Source organism: Okibacterium sp. AC114, from assembly GCF_979253355.1.
This window is the reverse complement of sequence record NZ_CEEDBR010000001.1, coordinates 2,793,063-2,815,838: the sequence shown is the minus strand read 5'-3', so window position 1 is coordinate 2,815,838 and position 22,776 is coordinate 2,793,063. Positions and strand designations below refer to the sequence as shown.

The following is a 22,776-nucleotide window of genomic DNA, read 5'->3' as shown; positions in this document are numbered from 1 at the left end:
AGGAGTTCGACTCTCATGCGTTCACCAATCCGTTGCGCAGGGTTTCTTCGACCACAAGCCCGGCTTCCTGCCATCCGAGTCCGGCGCCGCTCAGGCCCGCGAGCATGACCAGTCGCGCGGCGTGGTCGTCGTCGATGCCCGAGCGGGTGGCCTCGGCCAAAACCGTGAGGGCGGCGTCTTCGACGAGTCGCGCGACGACGGCGGGTGGGATGTCGCGCCGCAGTTGCCCCCGCGACACGCCGTCCTCGATCACATCGCGCAGAGTGCGTCGGATGGGGGCCAGTGCGGCGGCCACGGTGGACCGGTAGGGCCCGCGCACGGCCAGGTCGGCCATGACACGCACATGCGACACGGAGGCCCAGAGCCGCGCGCCGATGGTGGCGATCGCGACGCGGCTGTCGTCGGTGTCGACGGTGCCGATGCTCTGGGCGATGCGCGCCGCGCCGGCTTCGACGACCGTGAGCACCAGGTCTTCGCGCGTGGCGAAGTGCCCGTAGACGGCGCGACGGGACAGGCCGGCGCCTGCGGCGATGGCGTCGAGGCTCGCATCGGGGTCGTGTCGCAACTCGGCCATGGCGGCGTCGATGAGGGCCGCACGGTTGCGGGTGGCGTCGCGGCGCGCTGGTCGGTCGGGGGTGGGTGTGGTCACGACATCCATCGTACGATCTTGCACAGCGGTGTGCAAGATAAGCGAGCCGTGAGATTCGACAAAAAACAGTTAGCCAGCTGCGTACATCATGACGACTTGTTTCGCCAGGGGATTCTCGGCGGTGGATATTGGCCCGACTTGTGCCTACGCTAAACATCTACCGGCTAGGTGGAGCGAGAGATTCTCTTATCGCTCACTCTGCACGCCCCGGATTGTGTCGCCCCTTCTGGCCGGTGTCGTACGTACCAAGTAGACACGGAACACGCACCGCTTCCGCACCGCGTGTTCACGGCGCATGAATGCCCTCGCGTTCAGCCAGAAAGGCACGGCAGTCATGATCCGCTTCGATGGCGTCACCAAACGTTTTCCCGATGGCACGCTCGCGGTCGACGACTTCTCGCTCGACATCCCCTCGCGCAAGACCACGGTCTTCGTCGGCTCGTCCGGCTGCGGCAAGACGACGATCCTGCGCATGATCAACCGCATGGTCGACCCCTCCGGCGGCCGCATCGTCATCGACGACGAAGACATCTCCACGCTCAACCCGGTCAAGCTGCGCCGCCGCATCGGCTACGTCATGCAGAACTCGGGGCTGCTGCCGCACCGCACGGTCATCGACAATGTGGCCACCGTGCCGCTGCTCGAGGGCGTGAAGAAGAAACAGGCACACGACGCCGCCCTCGCTCTCATGGACACGGTCGGACTCGACCGCTCGCTCGCCACGCGCTACCCCAGCCAGCTCTCGGGCGGTCAGCAGCAGCGCGTGGGCGTGGCCCGCGGCCTCGCCATCGACCCCAACATCATGCTCATGGACGAGCCCTTCGGGGCCGTCGACCCGCTCGTGCGGGCCGAGCTGCAGCAAGAGCTGCTGCGCATCCAGCGCGATCTCGCCAAGACCATCGTCTTCGTCACGCACGACATCGACGAGGCCCTGCTGCTCGGCGACCAGATCGTGATCCTCGAAAAGGGCGCGCACATCGCGCAAGCGGGAACGGCCGAGCAGATCCTGGCCAACCCCGCGAGCGAGTTCGTGGCCAGCTTCGTGGGTTCCGACCGCGGGTCGCGCGCCCTGCACATCAAGAACGTGGACGGCAAGCAGGTCGTCGTCGACGGCACGGGCCGGCTCACCGGAATCCTCAGCGACGGCGGTGGCCCCTCATGACCTGGATCTTCGCCAATATCGAGCAGATCGTCATGCTCACGCGGGACCACATCCTGCTGAGCATCCCGCCGATCCTGCTCGGGTTCATACTGGCCGTTCCGATCGGCTACATCGCGCACCGCTACCGCGTCTCCCGCGGCGTGCTGCTCACGGTCTCGGGTCTGCTCTACACGATCCCGTCGCTCGCGCTCGTCGTGGCCATGCCGGCCATCCTGGGCACCAAGATCCTCGACCCGCTCAACCTCATCGCCACGCTCACGATCTATGCGATCGCGCTCATGGTGCGCACGGCGACGGATGCCTTCGACTCCGTCTCGCCCGATGTGCGCCAATCCGCGACCGCCATGGGTTACGGCCCGTGGAGCCGCTTCTGGAAGGTGGAGCTGCCGCTCGCCGGTCCCGTGCTGCTCGCCGGCCTGCGGGTCGTCTCGGCCAGCACCGTCAGCCTCGTCACGCTCGGTGCCCTCGTCGGCCTGTCGGGCCTCGGCTACCTCTTCACCGACGGCTATCAGCGCAGCTTCGCCACCGAGATCTTCACGGGCGTGGTGTTGACGGTCGTCATCGCCGTGGTGTTCGACCTGCTGCTCATCCTGCTCGGCCGCGTCGTGTTGCCGTGGGCCAAGATCGAGGCCGTGGCCCGCACGGGTGACCGCGCTCCGCGCCGACGCAAGGCGGTGACCGCGTGAACGCCATCAGCGACGCCATCGCCTGGATTCTCGACCCCGAGCACTGGACGGGTCCGAGCGGCATCCCCACCCGCCTCGCCGAGCACCTCGCCTACACGGGCCTCACCATTCTCATCGCGGGCGTCATCGCCATCGGCCTCGGCCTTTACATCGGCCACACCGGGCGGTTCCGCGGCACCTCCGTCATCGTTACGGGTGCCCTGCGCGCGCTGCCCACGCTCGGTCTGCTCGTCTACCTCGCGGTGGCCTTCGGGTTCGGCATCGCGCAGGCCATCATCCCGTCGATCATCGTGCTCGTCGTGCTGGCCATCCCGCCGATCCTCGCGGGCACCTACTCGGGCATCGAGGCCGTCGATCCGAAAACCGTGGATGCCGCGCGCGCCATGGGCATGACCGAATGGCAGATCCTTGCCAAGGTCGAGATCCCGCTCGCCCTGCCGCTCATCGTGGGAGGCCTGCGCTCGGGTGTGCTGCAGGTCGTCTCGACCGCCACGGTTGCCGCCTACCTCTCTCTCGGTGGCCTCGGCCGGTTCATCTTCGACGGCCTGCCCGTCAGGGACTACACGCAGGTGCTCGTCGGCGCGCTCCTCGTCACCCTTCTCGCTCTCGTCCTCGACGGCCTGCTCGTGCTCGTGCAGCGACTCGTCGTCCCGGCAGGGGTCCGGGCAATCCGGTCCCGTGTTCCGCAACGAACCGCCAAGGGCGCCAGCGCCCAGGCGGCGTTGACGCCCTCCAGCTAGCCCCACTCCACAGCGTTCTATTGCACTCCGATTGCACCACCCTTGTCATCCGACAGTAAGGAAAGCAGCATGTTCTCATCACGACGTGGCCGCCTGGCCGTCGCGGCTCTCGCCGCCGGCGCGGTCCTCTCCCTCGCAGCCTGCTCGAGCGGCGACCCGCTCGACAACTCCACCTCGGGTTCCGGTTCGTCCGGTTCGGCCGACTCGATCACCATCGGTGCCGGCTCGTTCGCCGAGTCCGAGATCATCGCCCAGATCTACACGCAGGCCCTCGAGGCCGAAGGCGTGACGGTCACGTTCGCCGGCCAGATCGGCCAGCGCGACGTCTACCTCAAGGCCCTCGAAGACGGCTCGATCGACCTCATCCCCGACTACAGCGGAAACCTGCTGCAGTTCTACGACGCCGAGACCACCGCCAAGACGTCCGAAGAGGTCTACGCCGCCATCGGTGACGCCCTGCCCGAGGGCATCGAGGTGCTCGACCAGGCCGAGGCCCAGGATGCCGACAGCTACAACGTGACCAAGGAGTTCAGCGAGAAGAACGGCATCACGAGCCTCGCCGACCTCAAGGACTACGACGGCACGCTCGCCATCGGCGCCAACCCCGAGTTCGCCGACCGCCCGTACGGCCCCAAGGGTCTGACCGAGGTCTACGGCGTTCCGGCCGACAAGCTCACCTTCACGCCCGTCTCGGACGGCGGCGGACCGCTGACGGCCAAGGCCCTCATCGACGGCACCGTGCAGCTCGCCGACATCTACAGCACCACGCCCTCCATCAAGGAGAACGGCTTCGTCACGCTCGAAGACCCCGAGAACCTGATCCTGCCGCAGAACATCCTGCCGCTGATCTCGTCCGACAAGGCCAGCGACAAGGTGAAGGATGTGCTGAACAAGGTCTCGGCCGAGCTCACGACCGACGACCTGATCGACCTCAACACCCTCAACCAGGGCGACCAGAAGCTCTCGCCCGAGAAGGTGGCCAAGGACTGGCTGACCGAAAAGGGTCTGATCTAGCCTGCACCACGCCGCTCTGCAACTGAGCGGATGTCTCGACCGGGAACCCGGCGCCGTCACGGCGCCGGGTTCTTCGCGTTCCGGGGCTGTGGGCGGTCCGGCGCCGGGCCCCTCGACGAGTTCCACGGCGGGCGCCGCGACAGCCTCCGAGAGCGCTCAGATTCCCGGCCGCCTCAGCACCCCCGTTGGTAGGATCGAGTGTGACCGGAAACAACTTGATGCCCCAGCCCGAGGTTCTCCTTCCCGCCGAGCCCGAGGTCGTCGGTGCACTCGCCGCGGCCGCCGAGTCCGAGAACCCGATCGTCGCCCTCACCAACGTCGTGGCGCAGCATCCGTCGTCGTCGCTCGCCTGGGCCGTCTTGGCGGTCGAGAAATTCGACCCGATGAACCCGCTCGAAAGCTACGCCTATGCGCGCGTCGGCTACCACCGCGGGCTCGATTCGCTGCGCAAGGCCGGCTGGCGGGGGCAGGGCCCGATCCCGTGGTCGCACGAGCCCAACCGCGGCGTGCTGCGCTCGCTCTACGCCCTGCGCGCCGCCGCCGAGGCCATCGGCGAGACCGAAGAGGTCGAGCGCCTGACCGAATTCCTGCGCGGGGCCGACGAGACCGCCGCCGCCCAGATCGAGACCGAGGGCGAGCCGCGCACGCCTCCGCCCGCCACCGAGGCCTTCTTCATCCGCGGCCTAGACTGATCAGAGCACCACGCGATTCCCGGCCCGGCCGGGAATCCGAGTTCGGCAGCATCAGCCGGCTCATATTCGAAGCATCCCGACCGGAAGGGCATCATTCGTTATGCCAGCAATCGTTCTCATCGGCGCCCAGTGGGGCGACGAAGGAAAAGGTAAGGCCACCGATCTTCTGGGGTCGCGCGTCGACTACGTGGTCAAGTTCAACGGCGGCAACAACGCCGGCCACACGGTCGTCGTCGGCAACGAAAAATACGCGCTGCACCTGCTGCCCTCCGGCATCCTGACCGAGGGTGTCACGCCCGTCATCGCCAACGGTGTCGTCGTCGACCTCGAGGTGCTCTTCCACGAGCTCGAGGCGCTGAGCGCGCGCGGTGTGGATGTCTCGAAGCTGCAGGTCTCGGCCAACGCCCACGTCATCACGCAGTACCACCGCACGCTCGACAAGGTCACCGAACGCTTCCTCGGCAAGCGCCAGATCGGCACGACGGGCCGCGGCATCGGGCCGGCCTACGCCGACAAGATCAACCGCGTGGGCATCCGCATCCAGGACCTGTTCGACGAGAACATCCTGCGGCAAAAGGTCGAGGGTGCCCTCGACATGAAGAACCACATGCTGGTCAAGATCTACAACCGGCGCGCCATCCACGTCGACGAGATCGTCGACGACCTGCTGTCCTACGCCGAGCGCCTGCGCCCCATGGTGAAAGACACCGTGCTCGAGCTCAACCGCGCGCTCGACGACGACAAGACCGTGCTGTTCGAGGGTGGCCAGGCCACCATGCTCGACATCGACCACGGCACCTACCCGTTCGTCACATCGTCCAACGCCACGTCGGGTGGCGCCGTGACCGGTTCGGGCGTCGCGCCCAACCGCATCGACCGCGTCATCGCCGTCGTCAAGGCCTACACCACGCGCGTCGGCGCCGGTCCGTTCCCCACCGAACTCTTCGACGAGTCGGGCGAGTTCCTGCGCTCGGCCGGTTTCGAGTTCGGCACCACGACGGGCCGCCCGCGCCGCACCGGGTGGTACGACGCGCCCATCGCCCGCTACACGGCGCGCATCAACGGCGTCACCGACTTCGTGCTCACCAAGCTCGACGTGCTCACGGGCCTCGACGAGATCCCCGTGTGCGTGGCCTACGAGGTCGACGGCGTGCGCCACGACGAGGTCCCCGTCTCGCAGTCCGACTTCCACCACGCCAAGCCCATCTACGAGATCTTCCCCGGCTGGAAAGAAGACATCACGGGCGCCCGCACGTTCGACGACCTGCCGAAGAACGCTCAGGACTACGTGCTGGCGATCGAGGGCATGTCGGGTTCGCGCATCTCTGCGATCGGCGTCGGGCCCGGCCGCGACGCGATCGTCGTGCGTCACGACCTCATCGACTAGAACGCGGGCTGCGCGGACTGCGCGCAACTCCACAACGAGCTCGAAGGACTCGGCCACCCGGCCGGGTCCTTCGGCCGTTAACCGCGCAGTGCGCGCCGCGCCATGATCCTGTTCGCGATGAGCAGGGTCGCCGCGACGGCCACGACGGCGTCGCTGAAGAAGACGAAGCGGTCGAATACGCGCTGCACCTCTGTCTCGGCCATGTGCACAGTATGGCGTCGCGCCGGCCCGCGGCCCACCCCGACTGGCAGACTGGGGCCATGAGCGATGTGAACGGCGAAGACGCGAGTGTTCCTTCCTATTGGTTGGGTGCCTATACGCCCGATTCGCAGGGCAATGCGCGGGGCGTGAGCGTTCTGCGGCAGCAACCCGACGGCACCCTGAGGCACGCGCCCACGGTGTCGCTCGATTCGCCGTCGTTCCTGGCCAGGCATCCCTCGACCGATGTCGTCTATGCGGCACTCGAGGGCATCGGCGCCGTCCAGGTGCTCGAACGCCGCGGCGTCGACGGCCTCGTGCCGGTCGGCGACCCCATCGAGGTGGGCGAGGCGGTGTGTCACCTGCACGTCACCCCCGATGGCGGGATGCTGGTGGCCAGCTGTTACGGCGACGGCCGCCTCGTCACCATCCCCCTCGCCCCGACCGGCCGCCCCTCCGGCCGTCCCGTCGAGGCCGCGGCATCCATCGACCCCTACGCCGACCCGTTTGCGGGCTCGGCGCTCGAGGCCAGTGGTTTCGGCGAGAGCGCCCTCACGGACTTCTCGCTCGCGCAGCAGGTGCTCGAAGCCATGCCCGTACGACAGTCGCGCGCCCACGCCTCCCTCACGCTGCCCGACGGTCGCATCGTGTCGACCGACCTCGGGCACGACGCCGTGCGCGTCTGGCGGCGCACGGCAAACGGAGCCGGCCTCACGCTCGACGACACCATCATGTTGCCGTTCGGCGTCGGCCCGCGCCACCTCGCCTGGCACGTGAGCGGCCACCTCTTCGTCGTCACCGAGTACTCGAACGAGATCTTCGTGCTCGCGCCGCGCGATCGGGGACGCCTACGCGTCGTGCGTTCGAAGCTCGCCACGGCCGACTCGCTCGAGGACGGCGACAACGCCTCGGAGTTGCAGATCGCCGGGCCCGACGCCGACCGCCTCTACGTCGCGATCCGCGGCACCAACCGGCTGAGCACCCTACGCATCGGCGGCGACGGCGCCGATCTCTCACCCCTCGCCGACGTCGAGACGCGCGGCAAGCATCCCCGCCACTTCCGCGTCGCCGGTGACCTCGTGCACATCGCCAACCAGCTGTCCGACGAGGTCACGTCGTTCCGCCTCGACGCGCGCGGCATCCCCTCGCAGTTCCTCGGCGCCACCGAGGCCCCCTCGCCCACCTACCTCCTCCCGGTCCCCACCGCCGGTTAGGGTGGAGGCATGACCGCGAGAGTGCCCGAGCCGGCCGTGCATGTCGGCCGTTTCGTTCGGATCGAACCGCTGACCGAGGCGGATTTCGGCGAGTTGTACGAGGCCATCGGGCACCCGGAGGTGTTCGCCGGAGGGTATGGCGGCGGGCCCGAAGGTCTGCCCGACGACATCGACGGGTTCCGGCGTTTCGCGGCCAGCTATTTCAGCACGGCGGGCGGCAACCAGCCCTACGTGGTGCGGCTGCACGGTGGTGCCGACGACGGGCGTGTGGTGGGGACATCCACGCTGGGGGATTTCGACCTGCCGAGCGAACACGCGCACCTGGGCTGGACCGCCTACGACCCGCGCGTGTGGGGAACGGCCGTCAACGTCGACACGAAGCTGCTCATGCTGGCGCTCGCGTTCGACAACGGGTTCGGCCGCGTGAAGATCCAGGCGGATGAACGGAACGCCCGTTCGCGCGCCGCCATCGCCAAACTGGGCGCCACGTTCGAGGGCCTCGTGCGCCGGGACAAACGCCGCGCCGACGGCACCTGGCGGACCACGGCGCTGTTCTCGATCATCGTCGAGGAGTGGCCAGAGGTGCGCGCGTCGTTGCAGGCCCGGCTCGACACCTATCCGGCACCCGTCGTCACAGCGGGGGAGACCGCCGAACGCGCCTGACCCCGTAGTGCCGCCGCGCAGCCAGCTGCGTGGTCCGAACGGATGACCCCGGTTCGCCCCCGTGCCCGATGTGCCGAAACCTCGCCGCCGCGAGGCTGGATACATGACACAACCACTGCTCAGCGCACACAACCTCGTGAAGTCCTATGGCACCACGCAGGCCCTCGACGGGGTGAGCCTGGCCATCGGCGCCGGCGAATCCGTCGCCATCATGGGTGCATCCGGTTCGGGTAAGACCACCCTGCTGCACACCCTCGCCGGCATCATCACGCCGGATGGTGGGCAGGTCGTCTTTCAGGGCCCGGCCTCGCCCGTCGAGGTGTCGGCCCTCTCCGAAACCGAGCGCTCCCGGCTGCGCCGCGAATCCTTCGGCTTCGTGTTCCAGCAGGGACTCCTCATCCCCGAACTCACGGCCGTCGAGAACGTCGCCGTTCCGCTCATGCTGTCGGGCTACCCGCGGCGCGAGGCAGAGGCCCGCGCCCAGCACTGGTTGCAGGCGCTCGGCCTGGCCGGCATGGAGGCACGTCGCCCCGGCGAGTTGTCGGGCGGTCAGGCGCAGCGCGTGGCCATCGCCCGCGCGCAGGTCACCGGTGCCACCGTGGTCTTCGCCGATGAGCCTACCGGCGCGCTCGACTCCAACACCTCGGTGGATGTCTTGAACGCCCTCCTCGGATCGACCGTCAGCCAGGGCCACACGCTCGTGATGGTGACGCACGACGAGGGAGTTGCCGCGCGGTGTTCGCGCGTCATCCGTGTGCGCGACGGACGCATCGTGAGCGACAGCGCCTCGACCCCGGCACCGGGCAACCCGGGCGGCCACGCCAACGCCGGCGTCCAGGCCGGCCACCGCGGTGCACCGCAGAGCCAGCAGCACACGCAGCAGACCCACCAGACCCAGCAGTTCAGCCAGAACCCCTACAACCCGCAGGGGCAGCAGGCGCCGTCGGGCGCACAGAAAGAGGTTCGACCCATGTTCTATGGAGACGGCTGGGGCGTGGCCTCGGCGGCAACACTTCCGGCGGACGAGATGCCCGCCTCGCAGATCCAGGTTCCGGCGAACGTTCCGCGCGGCTACCCCCTGCAGCCGGGTACCTCCGGATACCCGCAGCAGGCCGCCCCCTACGGTTACCCGCAGCAGCCCCAGGGCCGCCCGCACCACAACGGTGGGCAGCACCGATGAGTGTCGCCGCCCCGTTCACGCCTCCGCGCGCCGCCGCAACGTCGTCGCGCGCACCGGGCCGCCCCTCCATTGTGAAACTGACCTGGCTGCTCGGCCGCCCCAGCGCGCAGAGTGCCGCGACCCTCATCTTGCCGGGTGTCGCCTTCGCCGTGACGACCGCCCTCATCCTCATCGTCTTGGGCGGCGTGCTCATGTTCTGGCGGTGGACGATCGCCGACGCGATCACCTACCAGGCGCTCAGCATGCTCGCCCTGGCGCTGCTGATCGTGCCGCTGTTGTCGCTCGGCGGTTCGGCGGCACGCCTGTCGGCCCGGCGGCGCGACGACCGGCTCGCCACGCTGCGACTGCTCGGGGCCACGCCCGGTGTGGTCGTGCGCATGACGGTGCTCGAATCATCCCTCGTGGCCGTCGCGGGCGCGCTCGTCGGCGTCGTGCTCTATGTCGCGCTCATGCCCCTCGTGGGACTCGTGCACTTCGCCGGCCGGGCGATCGGTGCGGGCGAACTGTGGGTCGGCTTCGGCCCGCTCGCCCTGGTCGTCGTCGCCATCGCGGCGCTCGCCGCCGTCAGCGCCGCGGTGGGCCTGCGCGCCGTCGCCATCTCGCCGCTCGGTGTGCGCACGCGCCAGAACGCGCCCAAGACGGGATGGATCGCGCCCGTCGCCGGAATCGTCATCGTCGTCGCGGCCTTCGCCGGTCTCAACCTGCTCGGCGCCATCACCGAGGAGGCGGGCGGCATCATCACGATGATCTTCGTGCTCGCCGGCTGCTTCGGCGTCGCCGTCGCGGCACTCAACCTGATCGGCCCGTTCGCGATCCGGGTGATGGCCCGCATCCAGCTGCGCACGGCGCGCACGGCCGAGAAGCTCATCGCGGCTCGAGGCATCCTCGAATCGCCGAAGGCCGCCTGGCGGCTGTGTTCGGGGCTGGCGATGACGAGCTTCGTCGCCGTCGTGGCGGGCACGGGCGTGTCCTTCGCGGGGGACGCCGGTGGCGACCCGATCCTCACCGATATGCGCACGGGAATCGTCATGACCCTCGTGATCTCGTTCGTGATGGTCGCCTGTTCGATCGGCGTGAGCCAGGCCGCCGCGGTGCTCGACCGCCGCGACCTCTACGTGAGCCTCGATCGGCTCGGCATGCCGCGGCCCACGGTCGAGACGGCCCGTCGCCGTCAGGTGATGTTGCCCGTGCTGCTCGTTTCGCTGGGATCGGCGATTCTCGGAGGCATCCTCGTCTTCCCGCTCGTCGGCCTGGCGCTCATCATCGCGCCGGCCTCGCTCGCCCTCATCGCGGCGTCGTTCGTGCTCGGCATCGCGCTCGTGTGGTTGGCGTTGCGGTCGACCCGGCCCGTGCTCACACGCGTGCTGCGCGAACCCGAGCGGGTCTAGCGCGGATAAGCCCGGCCGGGTGGTGAGCGGATGTCGCGTCAGGGGTGTCGGCGCATGCGCCCGCCCGGCCGAAGAACAGGTGTCGCGGGTGAACGGTCTCTGGGGAGGGGCCGACACCCGCGACATCCTGTGTGCGGACGCCCGGTGTCGAGGGTAGATTTGGGCAATGGTCGACACCGAGGCGCGCGCGCAACTGAACAGCCTGAGGCAGAGCATCGACAACATCGATGCGGCCCTGATCCACCTGCTTGCCGAGCGGTTCAAGTGCACGCAGACCGTCGGCCGGTTGAAGGCCGAGCACGGTCTGCCGGCCGCCGACCCCGACCGCGAGAGCCGCCAGATCGGCCGCTTGAAGGCGCTCGCCGAAGACGCGCAGCTCGATCCCGCGTTCGCCGAGAAATGGTTCAACTTCGTGGTCGCCGAGGTCATCCATCACCATGAGCAGATCGCGTCGCAGGTCGAGGATTCCTCAGGGTCTGAGCCGCGCGCATGAGCTGGGACCCGCGGCGCATCCCGTCGCAGACCGGCAAAGTCTTCGCCATCACGGGCGGCAACGGCGGGCTCGGGTTCTTCACGGCGTTCCAGCTGGCCGAGGCCGGGGCATCCGTCATTCTGTGCTGCCGCAATCGCGAGCGAGCGGAGGCGGCGGCCACAGCCATCCGCCGCCGCCTGCCCGCGGCCGACGTCAGCATCGTCATCCTCGACGTCTCCTCGCTCGAATCCGTGCGCACGGCGGGTGCCGAACTGGGCGCGCTGCCCCGGCTCGACGGACTGATCGAGAACGCGGGCCTCGTCCACTTTCCGCGCGAACGCAGCGAAACCGAGGACGGTTTCGAACTGGTGCTCGCGACCAACTTCCTGGGCCACTTCGCGCTCGTCGAGCACGTACTGCCCGCGCTCGAGCGCACGCCCGGCTCGCGCATCGTCACGCTCGGCAGCCTGGCGACCGAGATCACGGGCCTGCACCTCGACGACCTGCAGCTCACGAAGAAGTACTCGGGCTGGCAGGCCTACGGGCAGTCCAAGATCCTGATGAGCGTCTTCGGTTACGAGCTCGACCGTCGGCTGGGGCTCGCGGGCAGCGGCGTGCGGGCGCTCGTCGCCCACCCGGGCTACGCGATCACGGGCCGCAGCCCCATCGTCCCCGGCGTTTCCGAGCCCTCGTTCGGCCAGCGTTTCGCCGACAACCTGCAGGGTCTCTGGGCCCAGGGCAAAGACCGCGGCGCCTGGCCCATCGTGCGCGCGGCGGCCGACCCCGAGGCCTTCGACTATTCGAGCCGAGACACGGATGTCGCGCCCGCCCCGGTCTTCTACGGCCCGCGTTTCCGCGTGAAGGGCGCCCCGATCCACGCTAAGCCGGCCGACTCGACGACGGGCCCCTACGTGGGTCGCGCCGTCTGGACCGAGGCGCGAGCCCTCACGGGCGCCGACTACCTCGACGTCTAGCGGGCTGAGGCGCCGTCGGCGTCTAGCGGGCACCAGCGTCTGTGAGGTCTAACGCGCGTTGACTCTTTCGAGCAACGCCTAGCGGGCATGGCGATGCCGGGAGCCGTCGGCGGACCGACGACACCCGGGCGATCGCTGCGGGTGTACTGCTTTAGCGGCGTGCGCCCATCCGGCGACGGCTGATCGCGGCGAGGGCGAGGCCCAGCACCAGGAGCAGGGCCGTCAGGCCGAGGATGGGAGCGGTGGTGTCGACGCCCGTGTCGGCCAGAGCCGAGGCGTCGGTGCCGTTGGTGCCGGCCTTCGAGGTTGCGAGAGCCTGCGCCTGACCGGTCACGGCCACCGAGCCGGTGACGGTGGTGTCATCGGTGCCGTCGACGGGGGTCGTCGGCGTGGTGGGTGTGGTCGGCGTGGTGGGGTCCGTCGGGTCCGTGGGGTCGACCGGGGTGGTCGGGTCCGTGGGGTCCGTGGGGTCCGTCGGGGTGGTGGGGTCGGTCGGGTCCGTCGGGGTGGTCGGCGTCGTGGGGGTGGTGGGCGTCGTCACCGTGGTGTCGCCGCCTTCCGTCTCGCTGTCGCCGATCACCGAGATGGCGTTGCCGCCGATCGTCACGGGGATGTCGATCCCCGGGATGATCTGGTTGCCGCCGAGGATGCCGTCGTTGCCGCCGGTCGTGCCGGTGCCGTTGCCCGTTCCGCCGGTCACCGTGGTGCCCGAGTCGGTCGAGGTTGTGTCTCCGACGACGGAGATGGCGTTGCCGCCGACCGTGACGGGGAGGGTGACGCCGGGGATGATCTGGTTGCCGCCGGCGACGCTGTCGTTACCGGTGGTGGTGCTGCCGGTGCCGGTCGAGCCGGTGCCGGTTCCCGTGGCTACATCCGTGCTGGTGCCGGAGGTCTCCGAGTCGCCGAGGCCGGAGATGGCGTTGCCGCCGACCGTGACGGGGAGGGAGACACCGGGGATGAGCTGGTTGCCGCCGGCGACGCTGTCGTCACCGTTCGTGGTAGAGCCGGTTCCGGTTCCGGTGCCGGTGGTTCCGGTGCCGGAGGTGACATCGGTGTCCGAGTCGGTGGACTCGGAGTCGCCGAGGCCCGAGATGGCGTTGCCGCCGACCGTGACGGGGAGGGTGACGCCCGGGATGACCTGGTTGCCGCCCGCGATGCCATCCTCGCCGGTGGTGGTGCTGCCGGTGCCCGAACCGGTGCCGGTGCCGGAGGTGCTGCCCGTGGTGGTGTCGCTCGAGGCGCTGTCGCCGACGACCGAGATGGCGTTGCCGCCGACGGTCACGGGAACGGAGACGCCCGGAACGATCTGGTTGCCGCCGAGGATGCCGTCGTCACCGGTGGTGGTGGAGCCGGAACCGTTCGACGTGCCCGCTGAGTCGCCCGAGGTGACGTCGGTGCCCGAGTCGGTGGACTCGGAGTCGCCGACCACGGAGATGGCGTTGCCGCCGACCGTGACGGGGAGGTTCAGGTCGACAAGACCCTGGTTGCCGCCGAGCAGCGAGTCGCTGCCATCCGTGGTCGGAGCCGGAGCCGGAGCCGGAGCCGGTGCGGGAGCGGGAGCCGGAGCCGGTGCGGGAGCCGGAGCCGGAGCCGGAGCAGGTGCCGGTGCGACCGCGGTGCCCGAATCGCTCGAGGACGAGTCGCCCACGACCGAGATCGAGTTGCCGCCGACCGTCACGGGCACGTTGACCGAGACGAGGGCCTGGTTGCCACCCACCGCGCTGTCGGTGCCGGACGTGGTGCCGCTGGGAGCTGCGGGGGCCGGCGACGTGCCGGTCGAGGCATCCGAGGATGAGCTGTCGCCCAGCACCGAGATGCCGTTGCCGCCCAGCGAGATGGGCAGGTTGACCGAGATGCCGGCCTGGTTGCCCGAGATGAGGCCGTCCTCGCCGGACGTGCCGTCTGCGGCGTGGGCCGCGGTGGTGCCGAGGAGGGACAGGCCCCCGATGGCGAGGGCGCAGTAGAGCCCTCTCTTGACGTTGATGTTCATGATCCTTGCACTCCAAATGATTGAGAAATGGTGCCCCGAGTGGGGCGGATGGTCGCGTGCCACGCGCTCAGAGGCGTGGCCGGACCGGCTCAATCAGGTGTGACGTCGGATTCGAAGACGGGCGACGACGGGAGGTCGTCGGAGACCGAGGTGTGGGACACCAGGCCGAGGAGGTGGGCCTGGAAGAGGTAGTCGGCGCTGTCGAGGGCGGTGCCCGCGCCGGGGCCACCGGACGAACCGCTCGAACCCGAACCGGAGCCGTTGCCGTTGGCGGGCGCGGCGGGGCCGAACGGGGCGTCGGGGCCGCCGAAGGGTGAGCCGCCGAGCGGGGATTCGGACGGGGCGGAGTCGGTGGCGACAGCGCCAGCGGCGGAAGAAGTGGGGGAGCCGATGCCCGTGCCGGTGCCCGCGAACGGGATGGCCGGGAGGGACGAGCCCGCCGGGCCGAATGCCGGGGAGAGGGCGAGGGCCGCGTCGGCGGCGGTGGCACGCAGCTCGGCGACGGCGGCTGCGGCGGGGGAAGCATCCTGTCCGCCGAGGTCGGGGAGAACGCCGTCGACGATGTCGCCGCCGGGAAGACCGGGGAGGCCGGGAACGACGCCGCCGGTGCCGGGCGTGGTGCCGGGGATGCTGCCGTCGACGATGGTGTCGGTGCCACCGACGACGGTGCCGAGCGAGCCGTCGACGGTGCCGGTGATCGGGTCGGTGATGCCCTGGACCGGGTTGCTGCCGACGATGTCGCTGACGACGGGAGAGGTGACGATGTCGCCGACGACGGGAAGCTCGGTGACGACCGTGTCGACGGTCTGCGCGACGGGCTTCACGATCTGGGTCACGGGCTTCTGCGCCACGACATCCGAAACCGTGTCGGTCACGGCGGGAACGACGGCGACGACCTCGCGGACGGGGGCCGGAGCGTGCTGGACGACGGGGGCCACGACCTTCTCGGTGACCTGCGAAACCGTGTTGGTCGCACCCGAGACGACCTGGTTGACGGGCTGTTCGACGGCTCCGACGACCCCTGAGACGAGGTTGCCGACGAGGCCGGGCTTCGAGTCGGGCGGCGTGGACGAGTCGGCGGCGTGGGCCGACGAGGTGCCGAAGAAGAAGAGTGCGAGCATCCACCCGAATGTGACGGCCGAACTCAGCAGGAGGATTCGGGCCAGGCGGGATGCGCGGGCGGGGCGCTCGATGACTGACGCAAGCCGAGGGCCGTTCGGAGTGTTTCCCTCCCGAACGGGTACCTGATCTGCAGTTAGCGTCATCGCATTCACCCCCCAAAGGTGTGACCAGGACATTACGCCGAAGTTTTGCTCACGTCTAGCCCCCAAGGCCCCCTCGAATCTGAGTATTCGCCGAGAGTAGTGTGTCTGTCGGCCACCCGGGCCAGGAAGTGAAGGCGACGATGACTGAGACGAAACTGGGCACGATCACGACGAGCATCCCGTTCCGGATGGACCGATTGCCGTGGGCCAGATGGCATTGGATGATCGTGATCGGGCTCGGCACCGTCTGGATTCTCGACGGCCTCGAGGTGACCATCATCGGCGCCATCGGAAGCCGGCTGACTGACCCAGAAGCGGGGCTCGGTTTGAGTGCATCCGATATCGGTTTGGCGGCCGCCATCTATGTCGCCGGGGCCTGCATCGGCTCACTCTTCTTCGGCTATCTGACCGACCGGTTCGGGCGCAAGAAACTGTTCCTCATCACCCTCGGCGTCTACCTCCTGGCGACCGTCGCGACGGCTTTCTCGTTCAACCCGATCTTCTTCTTCATCTGCCGTTTCTTCACCGGTGCCGGCATCGGCGGCGAGTACGCGGCGATCAACTCGGCCATCGACGAACTCATCCCGGCGCGCCGCCGCGGACTCGTCGATCTGGCCATCAACGGCTCCTACTGGCTGGGTGCCGCATTCGGTGCCGTGGTGTCGGTGCTGCTGCTCAACGAGAACTTCTTCGCGGCCGATATCGGATGGCGGCTGGCGTTCGGTTTGGGCGCCGTGCTGGGTGTCGTCATCCTGCTGGTTCGTCGCAACGTGCCCGAGTCGCCGCGCTGGATGTTCATCCACGGCCACGACAAGGACGCCGAGAAACTCGTCGGCGAGATCGAAACCGAGATCGAAAAAGAGACCGGCGAGAAGCTCGAGACCGTCGACAAGACGCTCGAAATCCGCCAACGCAAATCCACCGGATTCGGAGAGATCGCCAAGGTTGCGATCACCAAATACCCGAAACGGTTTGTGCTCGGCCTCTCGCTGTTCACCGGTCAGGCTTTCCTCTACAACGCGGTGTTCTTCACGTACTCGCTCGTGCTCACGCAGCTGCTCGACGTGCCCGACGACGTGGCGCCCTGGTCGCTCGTGCCCATCGCGCTCGGCAACTTCGCCGGCCCGCTCATCCTCGGCCGGTTCTTCGACAGCATCGGGCGCAAGGTGATGATCTCGGTGTCGTACATCGGATCGGGTGTGCTGCTCGTGGTCACGGCCATGCTCTTCAGCAACGAGGTTCTGGATGCAACCACGCTCACCATTGCCTGGGTCATCGTGTTCTTCTTCGCCTCGTCCGGTGCCAGTGCCGCCTACCTGACCGTGTCAGAGATCTTCCCGATGGAGACCCGGGCCATGGCCATCGCGTTCTTCTACGCGCTCGGCACGGGCCTCGGCGGCATCGTCGGACCGATCCTGTTCGGTCGCCTCGTCGAGGACTCGATCCAGGCGGTGGCCGTGGGCTACTACATCGGAGCCGGCCTCATGATCGCGGCGGGTCTCGTCGAAGTGTTCATCGGTGTCGAGGCCGCGGGCAAGTCGCTCGAGGACATCGCCGAACCGCTGAGCGCGAGCGAAGGCTCGTCCGAGAACGCGAAGAGTTAGGCAGGTCGCGTCGCGTGCTGACTGCTCCGTGCTGACTGCTCCGTGCTGACCGCCCGAGTGCTGGGCGCCCCGGCATTCGCACGGGGCTCGAACCGGAACCGATAGCTGACGAGACGACGGATGCCCCGAGCCCATGTGGCTCGGGGCATCCGTTCGTCACGCCCGGGGGCGCGCGATGATCAGCTGTAGAACGGCGCCGCTGATCAGACGGTCGCCGGGGTTCGGGCGCCGGCGCGGGCCGACGACGGTTCGGGGGCCGATGCCTCGCCGAGGGCCCGCAGCTGCGCCGCCGACACGCTGCGGCGTCGGGCGATCGCGAGCGTGGTGACGACGAGCGAGAGCAGCAGCCAGAGCACGATGCCCGTGATGCCCGCGACCACGCCGCCGGTCTCGAGGGCCATGGCGCGCAGGGCGTTGAGCGCCGGGTGCACGGGCGTGTACTCGAACACCGTATCGAGCAGATCGGGCACCGTCGCGATGATGCCCGTCGCCAGGGTGACGAGCGTGACAATCATCGAGATGAAGCGACCGAACCCGCCGAAGACGGCGATGAGCGCCTGGTTGGCGGCGGCGAAGGCGGCCCCCGCGACCATGGCGATGGCCGCGAAACCGATCCACTCGGGCGCGTCAAGCTTCAGCGCGGGCTGCATCACGGCCGAGACCAGCAGGCCCTGCAGAATGCCGACGAGTCCGGCGGGCAGCCACGTGCGCACGGCCAGGCTGAGCGACGAGCGCGTCGACGACAGAACGGCCGAGGGGATGGCGCGCAACACGATGAACGTTGCCAGCGCGCCCAGCCACAGCGCGAGAACGGCGTAGAACGGCATGCTCGTGGTGCCGAAGAGCGCGTTCGCCTCGGCGCCGTCGGTCGTGACGGGCTGGCTCACCACCTTGGCAAGGTTGTCGCGGTCGGACTCGCTGTAGCTCGGGATGGACTGCACGGCCGTGTCGAGGCCGTCGGCCAGCGTGTGCGTGCTGTCGGCGAGGGTTTTCGACCCGTCGGCGAGGCCCGTGGCGCCCGTGCCCAGCTGGGTGACGCCGTCGGCGAGGGTCGTGAGCCCCGTCGACAGTCCGGAGGCGCCCGTCGAGAGCTGTGCGGTGCCGTTGGCGAGCTGCGTCGAACCGGCGGCGAGCTGCTGGATGCCGGAGGCGAGCTGCGGGGCGGTGCCTGCGAAGCCCTGGATCTGGGTCGCCGCGGTCTGAGCGCCGTCGGCGAGAGGCTGTACGCCGCCGACCAGCTGCTGGTACTGCGGTGAACCGTAGAGGGCGGTCACGCCCTGCGCCACACCCTGGCAGGCCTGCTCGGCCCCGGGTCCTCCCGAGGTGCACAGAGCGGCAGCCTGCGACAGTTTGCCCAGCTGCTCGTTCAATCCGCCGGTGCCGGCGATACCCGTCGCCACGCCCTGCACACCGTCGGCGAGGGTCTGCGAGCCGGTGGCGATGGCCTGGATGCCCGCGGGCAACTGTCCGACCTGGGTCGCCGCGGCGTTCAGCCCGTTGGCTAATTGCTGCGCACCCGTATTGGTCTGAGCGGCGCCCGAGGCCAGCTGCGAGGCCCCCGACGTGAGCTGCGGCATGCCGGCCGCGAGCTGGTTCACGCCGTCGGCGAGCTGCACGGCACCGTCGCGCAACGAGTCGGTTCCCGTGGCGAGCTGCTGCGCGCCATCGGCCGCCTGACCGAGCTGCGTGCCGAGCGTGTTGAAGCCCACGTAGACGTTCTGCAGGTAGCTCGTGGTGAGGCCGTTTCCGACGAGGTTCGCGGCCGTCGACGAGATGGTCTGCGTGATCGCGTCGTCGACGAGGCGGCTCTGTTTCGAGGTGGCCACGTCGATGGTGGCCTGCTCGGCGTCGGCCGCGTCGCCGCCGAACGAGGTCGCGGCCTTCGAGAAGTTCTTCGGGATGGTGACGACGGCCACGTATTTGCCCGAGGTCAGACCCTCGCGCGCCTCGTCGGCGTCGGTGATCTTCCAGGCGTAGTTGGTGTCGCTCGTGTTGTCGTTGGCGGCGGCCTTCGAGGTGCCGTCTTCGCCCGCATCGGACGAGGCGCCACCGTCGACCAGTCCGGCCGAGAGCTGGCGACCGAGCGGCACCGTCTGCCCCTCGACCTGCACGGGTTCGTCTTCGTTCACGATCGCCGCGGTGACCTGGTCGAGCCGGTCCTGCGGGTTGAAGAGGGCCCACACGAGGATGCCGGCCACGACGAGCGGCACCAGGACGATGCCGATCAGCGACAGCACGGTGATGCGCTTCGAGGAACGCGCGCGTTCGAGGCGGGTGAGGATGCTCATGCGGGGACCTCCGCGGTGTTCGTGGTGCGGGTGCGAGATGTTTCGAGGGAAAGGTCGACGAACCCGTCGCCGGCCGGGATCGCGTCGGACAGCGGCCATTCTTCGACGGTGCCGACGGCCAGGGTGAGGGTGGCGTCGCGACGGGCGGCGGATGCCTGAGCCTCACTCAGCTCGACGAACACCTGCTTGCGCGCGGCGTGGTCGGTGAGCCGGTCGATGCCGTCGATGACGAGGAGCGCGGGCTGCTCGTCGACGATGTCACGGATGCGGCCGACGGCGTCGACCGAGTCGTCGACCGTGAGGAAGGCGACGCGCGAGCGGATGGTGGTGGCGCGGATTGGTGACACCAGGCCGGCCACCTTGAGCGTGCCCTGGTCGGGTTTGGCGCGCCCCGAGATGGTGAGCAACAGTGCGCGCACCGCGGCGGGGTGTTCGCCGTGCACGACGAGCGTGTGGCCGACGGGGAGCACGAAGCTGAGGTCGTGGAAGAGGGCGTGTTCGGCGTTGGCGCTCGGTTTCAGGCCGATGCGGTCGGCGACCACGACATCCGTGCTGCCGGGGGCCGGCCAGTTGGCCAGGTCGAGCTCGCGCTGCAGACCCTCACCTTCCACGTCGAACGACGGCAGGGCGCGGTCGAGCCACTTGGGCAGCCACCAGGCGCGTTCGCCCAGCAGGGCGAGCACGGCGGGCACGAGCGTCATGCGCACGATGAACGCGTCGACGAAAACGCCGACCGCGAGGCCCAGGGCGATGGGTTTGATCGACGTGTCGCCCTCGGGCACGAAGGCCGCGAAGACGGCGAACATGATGACGGCGGCGGCCGTGACGACCTTGGCCGAACCCACGAAGCCCGTCGTGACGGCCTTGCGCGCATCCTTGCCGTGCACGTAGTCCTCCCGCATACGGGCCACGAGGAACACCTCGTAGTCCATCGCGAGACCGAACAGCACGCCCATCAGGATGATCGGCATGAAGCTGATGACGGGGCCCGTCTGTTCCACATGCAACGCCTCGCCGAACCATCCCCATTCGAAGACCGCGGCCACGGCACCGAACGACGCGATGACGCTGAGCAGGTAGCCGAGCGTGGCCTTGATGGGCACCCAGATCGAGCGGAACACCATGGTGAGCAGGATGAGCGAGAGGCCGACGACCAGGATGCCGAAGGGCAGCAGAGCTGCGCCCAGGCGGTCGGAGACGTCGATGCCCGCGGCGGTGGTTCCCGTGACGGCCAGGTCGACGCCGTACTTGTCCTCGAAGTGGTCGTGCTGGGCGCGCAGGTCGGCGACGAGGTCCTTGGTGGACTGCGAGTCGGGCCCACCCGTCGGCACGACCTGGATGATACCCGTGTCGGCCGTCTCGTTGGGGGTGGCGAGCGGCACCGAGTCGACGCCGTCCATGTCGCGGATCTCGTCGGCGATGTCGTTCATGAGGCCGACGGGGTCGGTGCTCGTGACGATCGAACCGGTCACGATGAGCGGGCCGTTCTTGCCCTCGCCGAAGTTCTCGCCGATGAGGTCGTAGGCCTGGCGTGCGCTGGAGGACGCGGGCAGCGAACCGGCGTCGGGCAGGCCGAGGCGCAGCTGCAGGGCGGGCACGGCCGCGAGGCCGAGGATGCCGACGACCAGCACGATCGTGAGCAGCGGGAAGCGTGTGACGGCGCGCACCCAGCCGTTGAAGAACTTGTTCTGGTGGTGCACGGCCTGGTCGCTGGGGCCCGGGGCGGGCGGCGGCGCGATGGCGGGGCGGCTCTGCTCGGCCTGCGTGAGCGGCGAGCCGGCCGGGCGGGCGGATGTCGCGGCGGGCGGCGTCGTGATGGCGGCCGCGTGGGCGCCCGAACGCCCGTGCGTGGTCTGCACGGTGTCGCCGTCGACATCGGCGAAGAGGTTCTCGAGCAGGACCGGCTCGGAGTCGACGCGCGAGGCGGCGGCGGCCGAGACGGGGCCGGACGATGCGGCCGGCGTGGTCGAGTCGGCGCCGCCGTCTGCTGCGTGGGTGCCGACGGTCGTGTCGCTCGAGCCCGCGCGCGTCGAGGAATCGTCGGCGGCGACATCCGCTCGATCGGTGCCGCGTGAACCTGCCCCCGCCTCTGCGTTGGCCTTGGCCTGCTTGCGCAGGGCGCGACGGTTGGGGTTGATGCGGCCCTTGGCGAAACCGAGCAGGGCCGGGATGAGCGTGAGCGAGATGCACACGGCCAGGGCGACGGCCACGGCGGCCGCGGTGCCCATGGTGGTGAGGAACGGGATGCCCGCCACGCTCAGCCCCAGCAGGGCGATGACGACCGTGAGGCCGGCGAAGATGACGGCTGAACCGGCGGTGGCCACGGCACGCGCCGCGGACTCTTCGGGCTGCATGCCCTGCCGCAACTGGTCTTGATGCCTCGAGATGATGAAGAGGGCGTAGTCGATGCCGACGGCGAGCCCGAGCATGAGCGCGAGCAGCGGGGTGGTCGACGAGATGGGGCCGAAGATGGTGGCCACGAAGATGAGGGCGATCGAGATGCCGACGCCCAGAATGGCGCTGAGGAGCGGCATGCCGGCGGCGAGGAACGAGCCGAAGGTGAGCACGAGCACGACGAGCGCGACGATGAGGCCGACGGCTTCGGTGATGGTGACGGTCGGCAGCTCGGTGGCGAAGAGCGACCCGCCGAGCGTGGCTTTCGCGCCCTGGGGGAGAGCCTCGTTGAGCTCGTCGGTGATCTTCTCGAGATCGGACTTGGCGGTTGCCGTGACCTCGGACTGACCGACATCCATCTGCACCGAAATGAGCGCGGCTCGGTCGTTGTCGGCGATGGCCCCCGCCGCGTTCTCGCCGAAGGGGTCGGTGGCGGCGGCGACCTGCTCGCTGTCACCCAGGTCGTCGACGGCCGTCTTCACGGCGTCTTGCACGTCTTGGTCGCTGATGTCGTCGCCGTCTGGCACCGTCACGATGATCTGCGCCGACGCGCCGCTCACCTGCGGGAACGTGCTCGACAGCGTGTCGAGGGCCTCTTGCGACTCGGTGCCCGGAATGGAGAACGCGTTGTCGGTGCCCTGGTTGAAGAGCGCCGCGCTGCCGCCCGCGAGGGCCAGCACGGCGATCCACAGCACGAGGACGAGCTTGCGGCTGCGGTACGACCAGCGGCCGAGGGCATAGAGCAGAGAGGACACGTGGTTCTCCTTTGGGGACGGAAAAGTTACGATACAACGACGTATCCAATACACGAATGTA

At 69.1% G+C, this 22,776-nt stretch carries 18 protein-coding genes and 1 pseudogene; 13 read left to right on the top strand and 6 right to left on the bottom strand.

Annotation, left to right across the window (positions count from 1 at the left end; translation table 11 throughout):
* Nucleotides 1–13 precede the first annotated feature (13 nt).
* Entirely contained in the window at nucleotides 14–658 is a 645-nt protein-coding gene (locus ACZ6IE_RS13045; RefSeq protein ID WP_464608304.1) for a TetR/AcrR family transcriptional regulator, read from the bottom strand.
* A 325-nt stretch (nucleotides 659–983) separates the two neighbouring features.
* Here ACZ6IE_RS13045 and ACZ6IE_RS13040 point away from each other — a divergent pair, with 325 nt between their 5' ends.
* From ACZ6IE_RS13040 to ACZ6IE_RS13015, 6 genes are all read left to right on the top strand, one after another.
* Entirely contained in the window at nucleotides 984–1,811 is an 828-nt protein-coding gene (locus ACZ6IE_RS13040; RefSeq protein WP_077054816.1) for an ABC transporter ATP-binding protein, read from the top strand.
* The gene (locus ACZ6IE_RS13035; protein WP_464608303.1) at nucleotides 1,808–2,497 is read left to right on the top strand and encodes an ABC transporter permease; all 690 of its coding nucleotides are present in this window, start codon (nucleotides 1,808–1,810) and stop codon (nucleotides 2,495–2,497) included. Before ACZ6IE_RS13040 ends, ACZ6IE_RS13035 begins: the two co-directional genes overlap by 4 nt.
* Entirely contained in the window at nucleotides 2,494–3,237 is a 744-nt protein-coding gene (locus tag ACZ6IE_RS13030; RefSeq protein ID WP_464608302.1) for an ABC transporter permease, read from the top strand. Before ACZ6IE_RS13035 ends, ACZ6IE_RS13030 begins: the two co-directional genes overlap by 4 nt.
* A gap of 69 nt (nucleotides 3,238–3,306) precedes the next feature.
* Entirely contained in the window at nucleotides 3,307–4,251 is a 945-nt protein-coding gene (locus tag ACZ6IE_RS13025; protein ID WP_464608301.1) for an ABC transporter substrate-binding protein, read from the top strand.
* A gap of 200 nt (nucleotides 4,252–4,451) precedes the next feature.
* On the top strand, nucleotides 4,452–4,943 hold the full coding sequence (locus ACZ6IE_RS13020) for a DUF3151 domain-containing protein (RefSeq protein ID WP_077054820.1): 492 nt from the start codon (nucleotides 4,452–4,454) through the stop codon (nucleotides 4,941–4,943).
* 100 nt (nucleotides 4,944–5,043) lie between these two features.
* Nucleotides 5,044–6,330, top strand: coding sequence for an adenylosuccinate synthase (locus ACZ6IE_RS13015; protein WP_079728685.1), 1,287 nt, complete (start codon nucleotides 5,044–5,046; stop codon nucleotides 6,328–6,330).
* 77 nt (nucleotides 6,331–6,407) lie between these two features.
* On the opposite strand, the gene ACZ6IE_RS13010 is transcribed toward ACZ6IE_RS13015, so the two are convergent.
* Nucleotides 6,408–6,533, bottom strand: coding sequence for a hypothetical protein (locus tag ACZ6IE_RS13010; RefSeq protein ID WP_464608300.1), 126 nt, complete (start codon nucleotides 6,531–6,533; stop codon nucleotides 6,408–6,410).
* A 57-nt stretch (nucleotides 6,534–6,590) separates the two neighbouring features.
* Here ACZ6IE_RS13010 and ACZ6IE_RS13005 point away from each other — a divergent pair, with 57 nt between their 5' ends.
* The 6 genes and pseudogenes from ACZ6IE_RS13005 to ACZ6IE_RS12980 all read left to right on the top strand — a co-directional run bounded on the left by ACZ6IE_RS13005 (nucleotide 6,591) and on the right by ACZ6IE_RS12980 (nucleotide 12,419).
* Nucleotides 6,591–7,742: a lactonase family protein gene (locus tag ACZ6IE_RS13005; RefSeq protein ID WP_464608299.1), complete on the top strand. Its 1,152-nt coding sequence runs from the start codon at nucleotides 6,591–6,593 to the stop codon at nucleotides 7,740–7,742.
* A 9-nt stretch (nucleotides 7,743–7,751) separates the two neighbouring features.
* Nucleotides 7,752–8,405: a GNAT family N-acetyltransferase gene (locus tag ACZ6IE_RS13000; RefSeq protein ID WP_464608298.1), complete on the top strand. Its 654-nt coding sequence runs from the start codon at nucleotides 7,752–7,754 to the stop codon at nucleotides 8,403–8,405.
* Between the two features lie 103 nt (nucleotides 8,406–8,508).
* Nucleotides 8,509–9,195 (top strand): annotated as a pseudogene (locus ACZ6IE_RS12995) (ABC transporter ATP-binding protein); the annotation flags it as partial.
* Between the two features lie 386 nt (nucleotides 9,196–9,581).
* A complete protein-coding gene (locus ACZ6IE_RS12990) occupies nucleotides 9,582–10,973 on the top strand; it encodes an FtsX-like permease family protein (RefSeq protein ID WP_464608297.1) in 1,392 nt (463 codons plus the stop codon).
* Nucleotides 10,974–11,139: 166 nt separating this feature from the next.
* On the top strand, nucleotides 11,140–11,466 hold the full coding sequence (locus tag ACZ6IE_RS12985; RefSeq protein ID WP_077054825.1) for a chorismate mutase: 327 nt from the start codon (nucleotides 11,140–11,142) through the stop codon (nucleotides 11,464–11,466).
* On the top strand, nucleotides 11,463–12,419 hold the full coding sequence (locus tag ACZ6IE_RS12980; RefSeq protein ID WP_464608296.1) for an SDR family NAD(P)-dependent oxidoreductase: 957 nt from the start codon (nucleotides 11,463–11,465) through the stop codon (nucleotides 12,417–12,419). Before ACZ6IE_RS12985 ends, ACZ6IE_RS12980 begins: the two co-directional genes overlap by 4 nt.
* A gap of 151 nt (nucleotides 12,420–12,570) precedes the next feature.
* Here the strand turns inward: ACZ6IE_RS12980 and ACZ6IE_RS12975 are convergent, their stop codons facing one another.
* Both ACZ6IE_RS12975 and ACZ6IE_RS12970 read right to left on the bottom strand, forming a co-directional pair.
* A complete protein-coding gene (locus tag ACZ6IE_RS12975) occupies nucleotides 12,571–14,409 on the bottom strand; it encodes a chaplin family protein (RefSeq protein ID WP_464608295.1) in 1,839 nt (612 codons plus the stop codon).
* A gap of 89 nt (nucleotides 14,410–14,498) precedes the next feature.
* Nucleotides 14,499–15,530 carry a hypothetical protein gene (locus tag ACZ6IE_RS12970; RefSeq protein ID WP_464608294.1) on the bottom strand — a complete coding sequence of 344 codons (1,032 nt, stop codon included), beginning with the start codon at nucleotides 15,528–15,530 and terminating at the stop codon, nucleotides 14,499–14,501.
* Between the two features lie 284 nt (nucleotides 15,531–15,814).
* Here ACZ6IE_RS12970 and ACZ6IE_RS12965 point away from each other — a divergent pair, with 284 nt between their 5' ends.
* Nucleotides 15,815–17,278 carry an MFS transporter gene (locus ACZ6IE_RS12965; RefSeq protein WP_464608293.1) on the top strand — a complete coding sequence of 488 codons (1,464 nt, stop codon included), beginning with the start codon at nucleotides 15,815–15,817 and terminating at the stop codon, nucleotides 17,276–17,278.
* A 203-nt stretch (nucleotides 17,279–17,481) separates the two neighbouring features.
* Here the strand turns inward: ACZ6IE_RS12965 and ACZ6IE_RS12960 are convergent, their stop codons facing one another.
* Both ACZ6IE_RS12960 and ACZ6IE_RS12955 read right to left on the bottom strand, forming a co-directional pair.
* Nucleotides 17,482–19,566, bottom strand: a complete 2,085-nt coding sequence (locus ACZ6IE_RS12960) for a YhgE/Pip domain-containing protein (RefSeq protein WP_464608292.1) — start codon at nucleotides 19,564–19,566, stop codon at nucleotides 17,482–17,484.
* Complete coding sequence (locus ACZ6IE_RS12955; protein ID WP_464608291.1) at nucleotides 19,563–22,715, bottom strand: MMPL family transporter; 3,153 nt, start codon at nucleotides 22,713–22,715, stop codon at nucleotides 19,563–19,565. The genes ACZ6IE_RS12960 and ACZ6IE_RS12955 overlap by 4 nt, the downstream gene beginning before the upstream one ends.
* Nucleotides 22,716–22,776 lie beyond the last annotated feature (61 nt).

Excerpts from the sequence above, each read along its gene's own strand:
- ACZ6IE_RS12960 (WP_464608292.1), bottom strand. The coding sequence starts at position 19,566 with ATGAGCATCCTCACCCGCCTCGAACGCGCGCGTTCCTCGAAGCGCATC.
- ACZ6IE_RS12965 (WP_464608293.1), top strand. The coding sequence starts at position 15,815 with ATGACTGAGACGAAACTGGGCACGATCACGACGAGCATCCCGTTCCGG.
- ACZ6IE_RS12975 (WP_464608295.1), bottom strand. The coding sequence starts at position 14,409 with ATGAACATCAACGTCAAGAGAGGGCTCTACTGCGCCCTCGCCATCGGG.
- ACZ6IE_RS13025 (WP_464608301.1), top strand. The coding sequence starts at position 3,307 with ATGTTCTCATCACGACGTGGCCGCCTGGCCGTCGCGGCTCTCGCCGCC.
- ACZ6IE_RS12985 (WP_077054825.1), top strand. The coding sequence starts at position 11,140 with ATGGTCGACACCGAGGCGCGCGCGCAACTGAACAGCCTGAGGCAGAGC.
- ACZ6IE_RS12970 (WP_464608294.1), bottom strand. The coding sequence starts at position 15,530 with ATGCTCGCACTCTTCTTCTTCGGCACCTCGTCGGCCCACGCCGCCGAC.
- ACZ6IE_RS13015 (WP_079728685.1), top strand. The coding sequence starts at position 5,044 with ATGCCAGCAATCGTTCTCATCGGCGCCCAGTGGGGCGACGAAGGAAAA.
- ACZ6IE_RS13040 (WP_077054816.1), top strand. The coding sequence starts at position 984 with ATGATCCGCTTCGATGGCGTCACCAAACGTTTTCCCGATGGCACGCTC.
- ACZ6IE_RS13005 (WP_464608299.1), top strand. The coding sequence starts at position 6,591 with ATGAGCGATGTGAACGGCGAAGACGCGAGTGTTCCTTCCTATTGGTTG.
- ACZ6IE_RS13010 (WP_464608300.1), bottom strand. The coding sequence starts at position 6,533 with ATGGCCGAGACAGAGGTGCAGCGCGTATTCGACCGCTTCGTCTTCTTC.
- ACZ6IE_RS12980 (WP_464608296.1), top strand. The coding sequence starts at position 11,463 with ATGAGCTGGGACCCGCGGCGCATCCCGTCGCAGACCGGCAAAGTCTTC.
- ACZ6IE_RS13045 (WP_464608304.1), bottom strand. The coding sequence starts at position 658 with ATGGATGTCGTGACCACACCCACCCCCGACCGACCAGCGCGCCGCGAC.
- ACZ6IE_RS13035 (WP_464608303.1), top strand. The coding sequence starts at position 1,808 with ATGACCTGGATCTTCGCCAATATCGAGCAGATCGTCATGCTCACGCGG.
- ACZ6IE_RS13000 (WP_464608298.1), top strand. The coding sequence starts at position 7,752 with ATGACCGCGAGAGTGCCCGAGCCGGCCGTGCATGTCGGCCGTTTCGTT.
- ACZ6IE_RS12990 (WP_464608297.1), top strand. The coding sequence starts at position 9,582 with ATGAGTGTCGCCGCCCCGTTCACGCCTCCGCGCGCCGCCGCAACGTCG.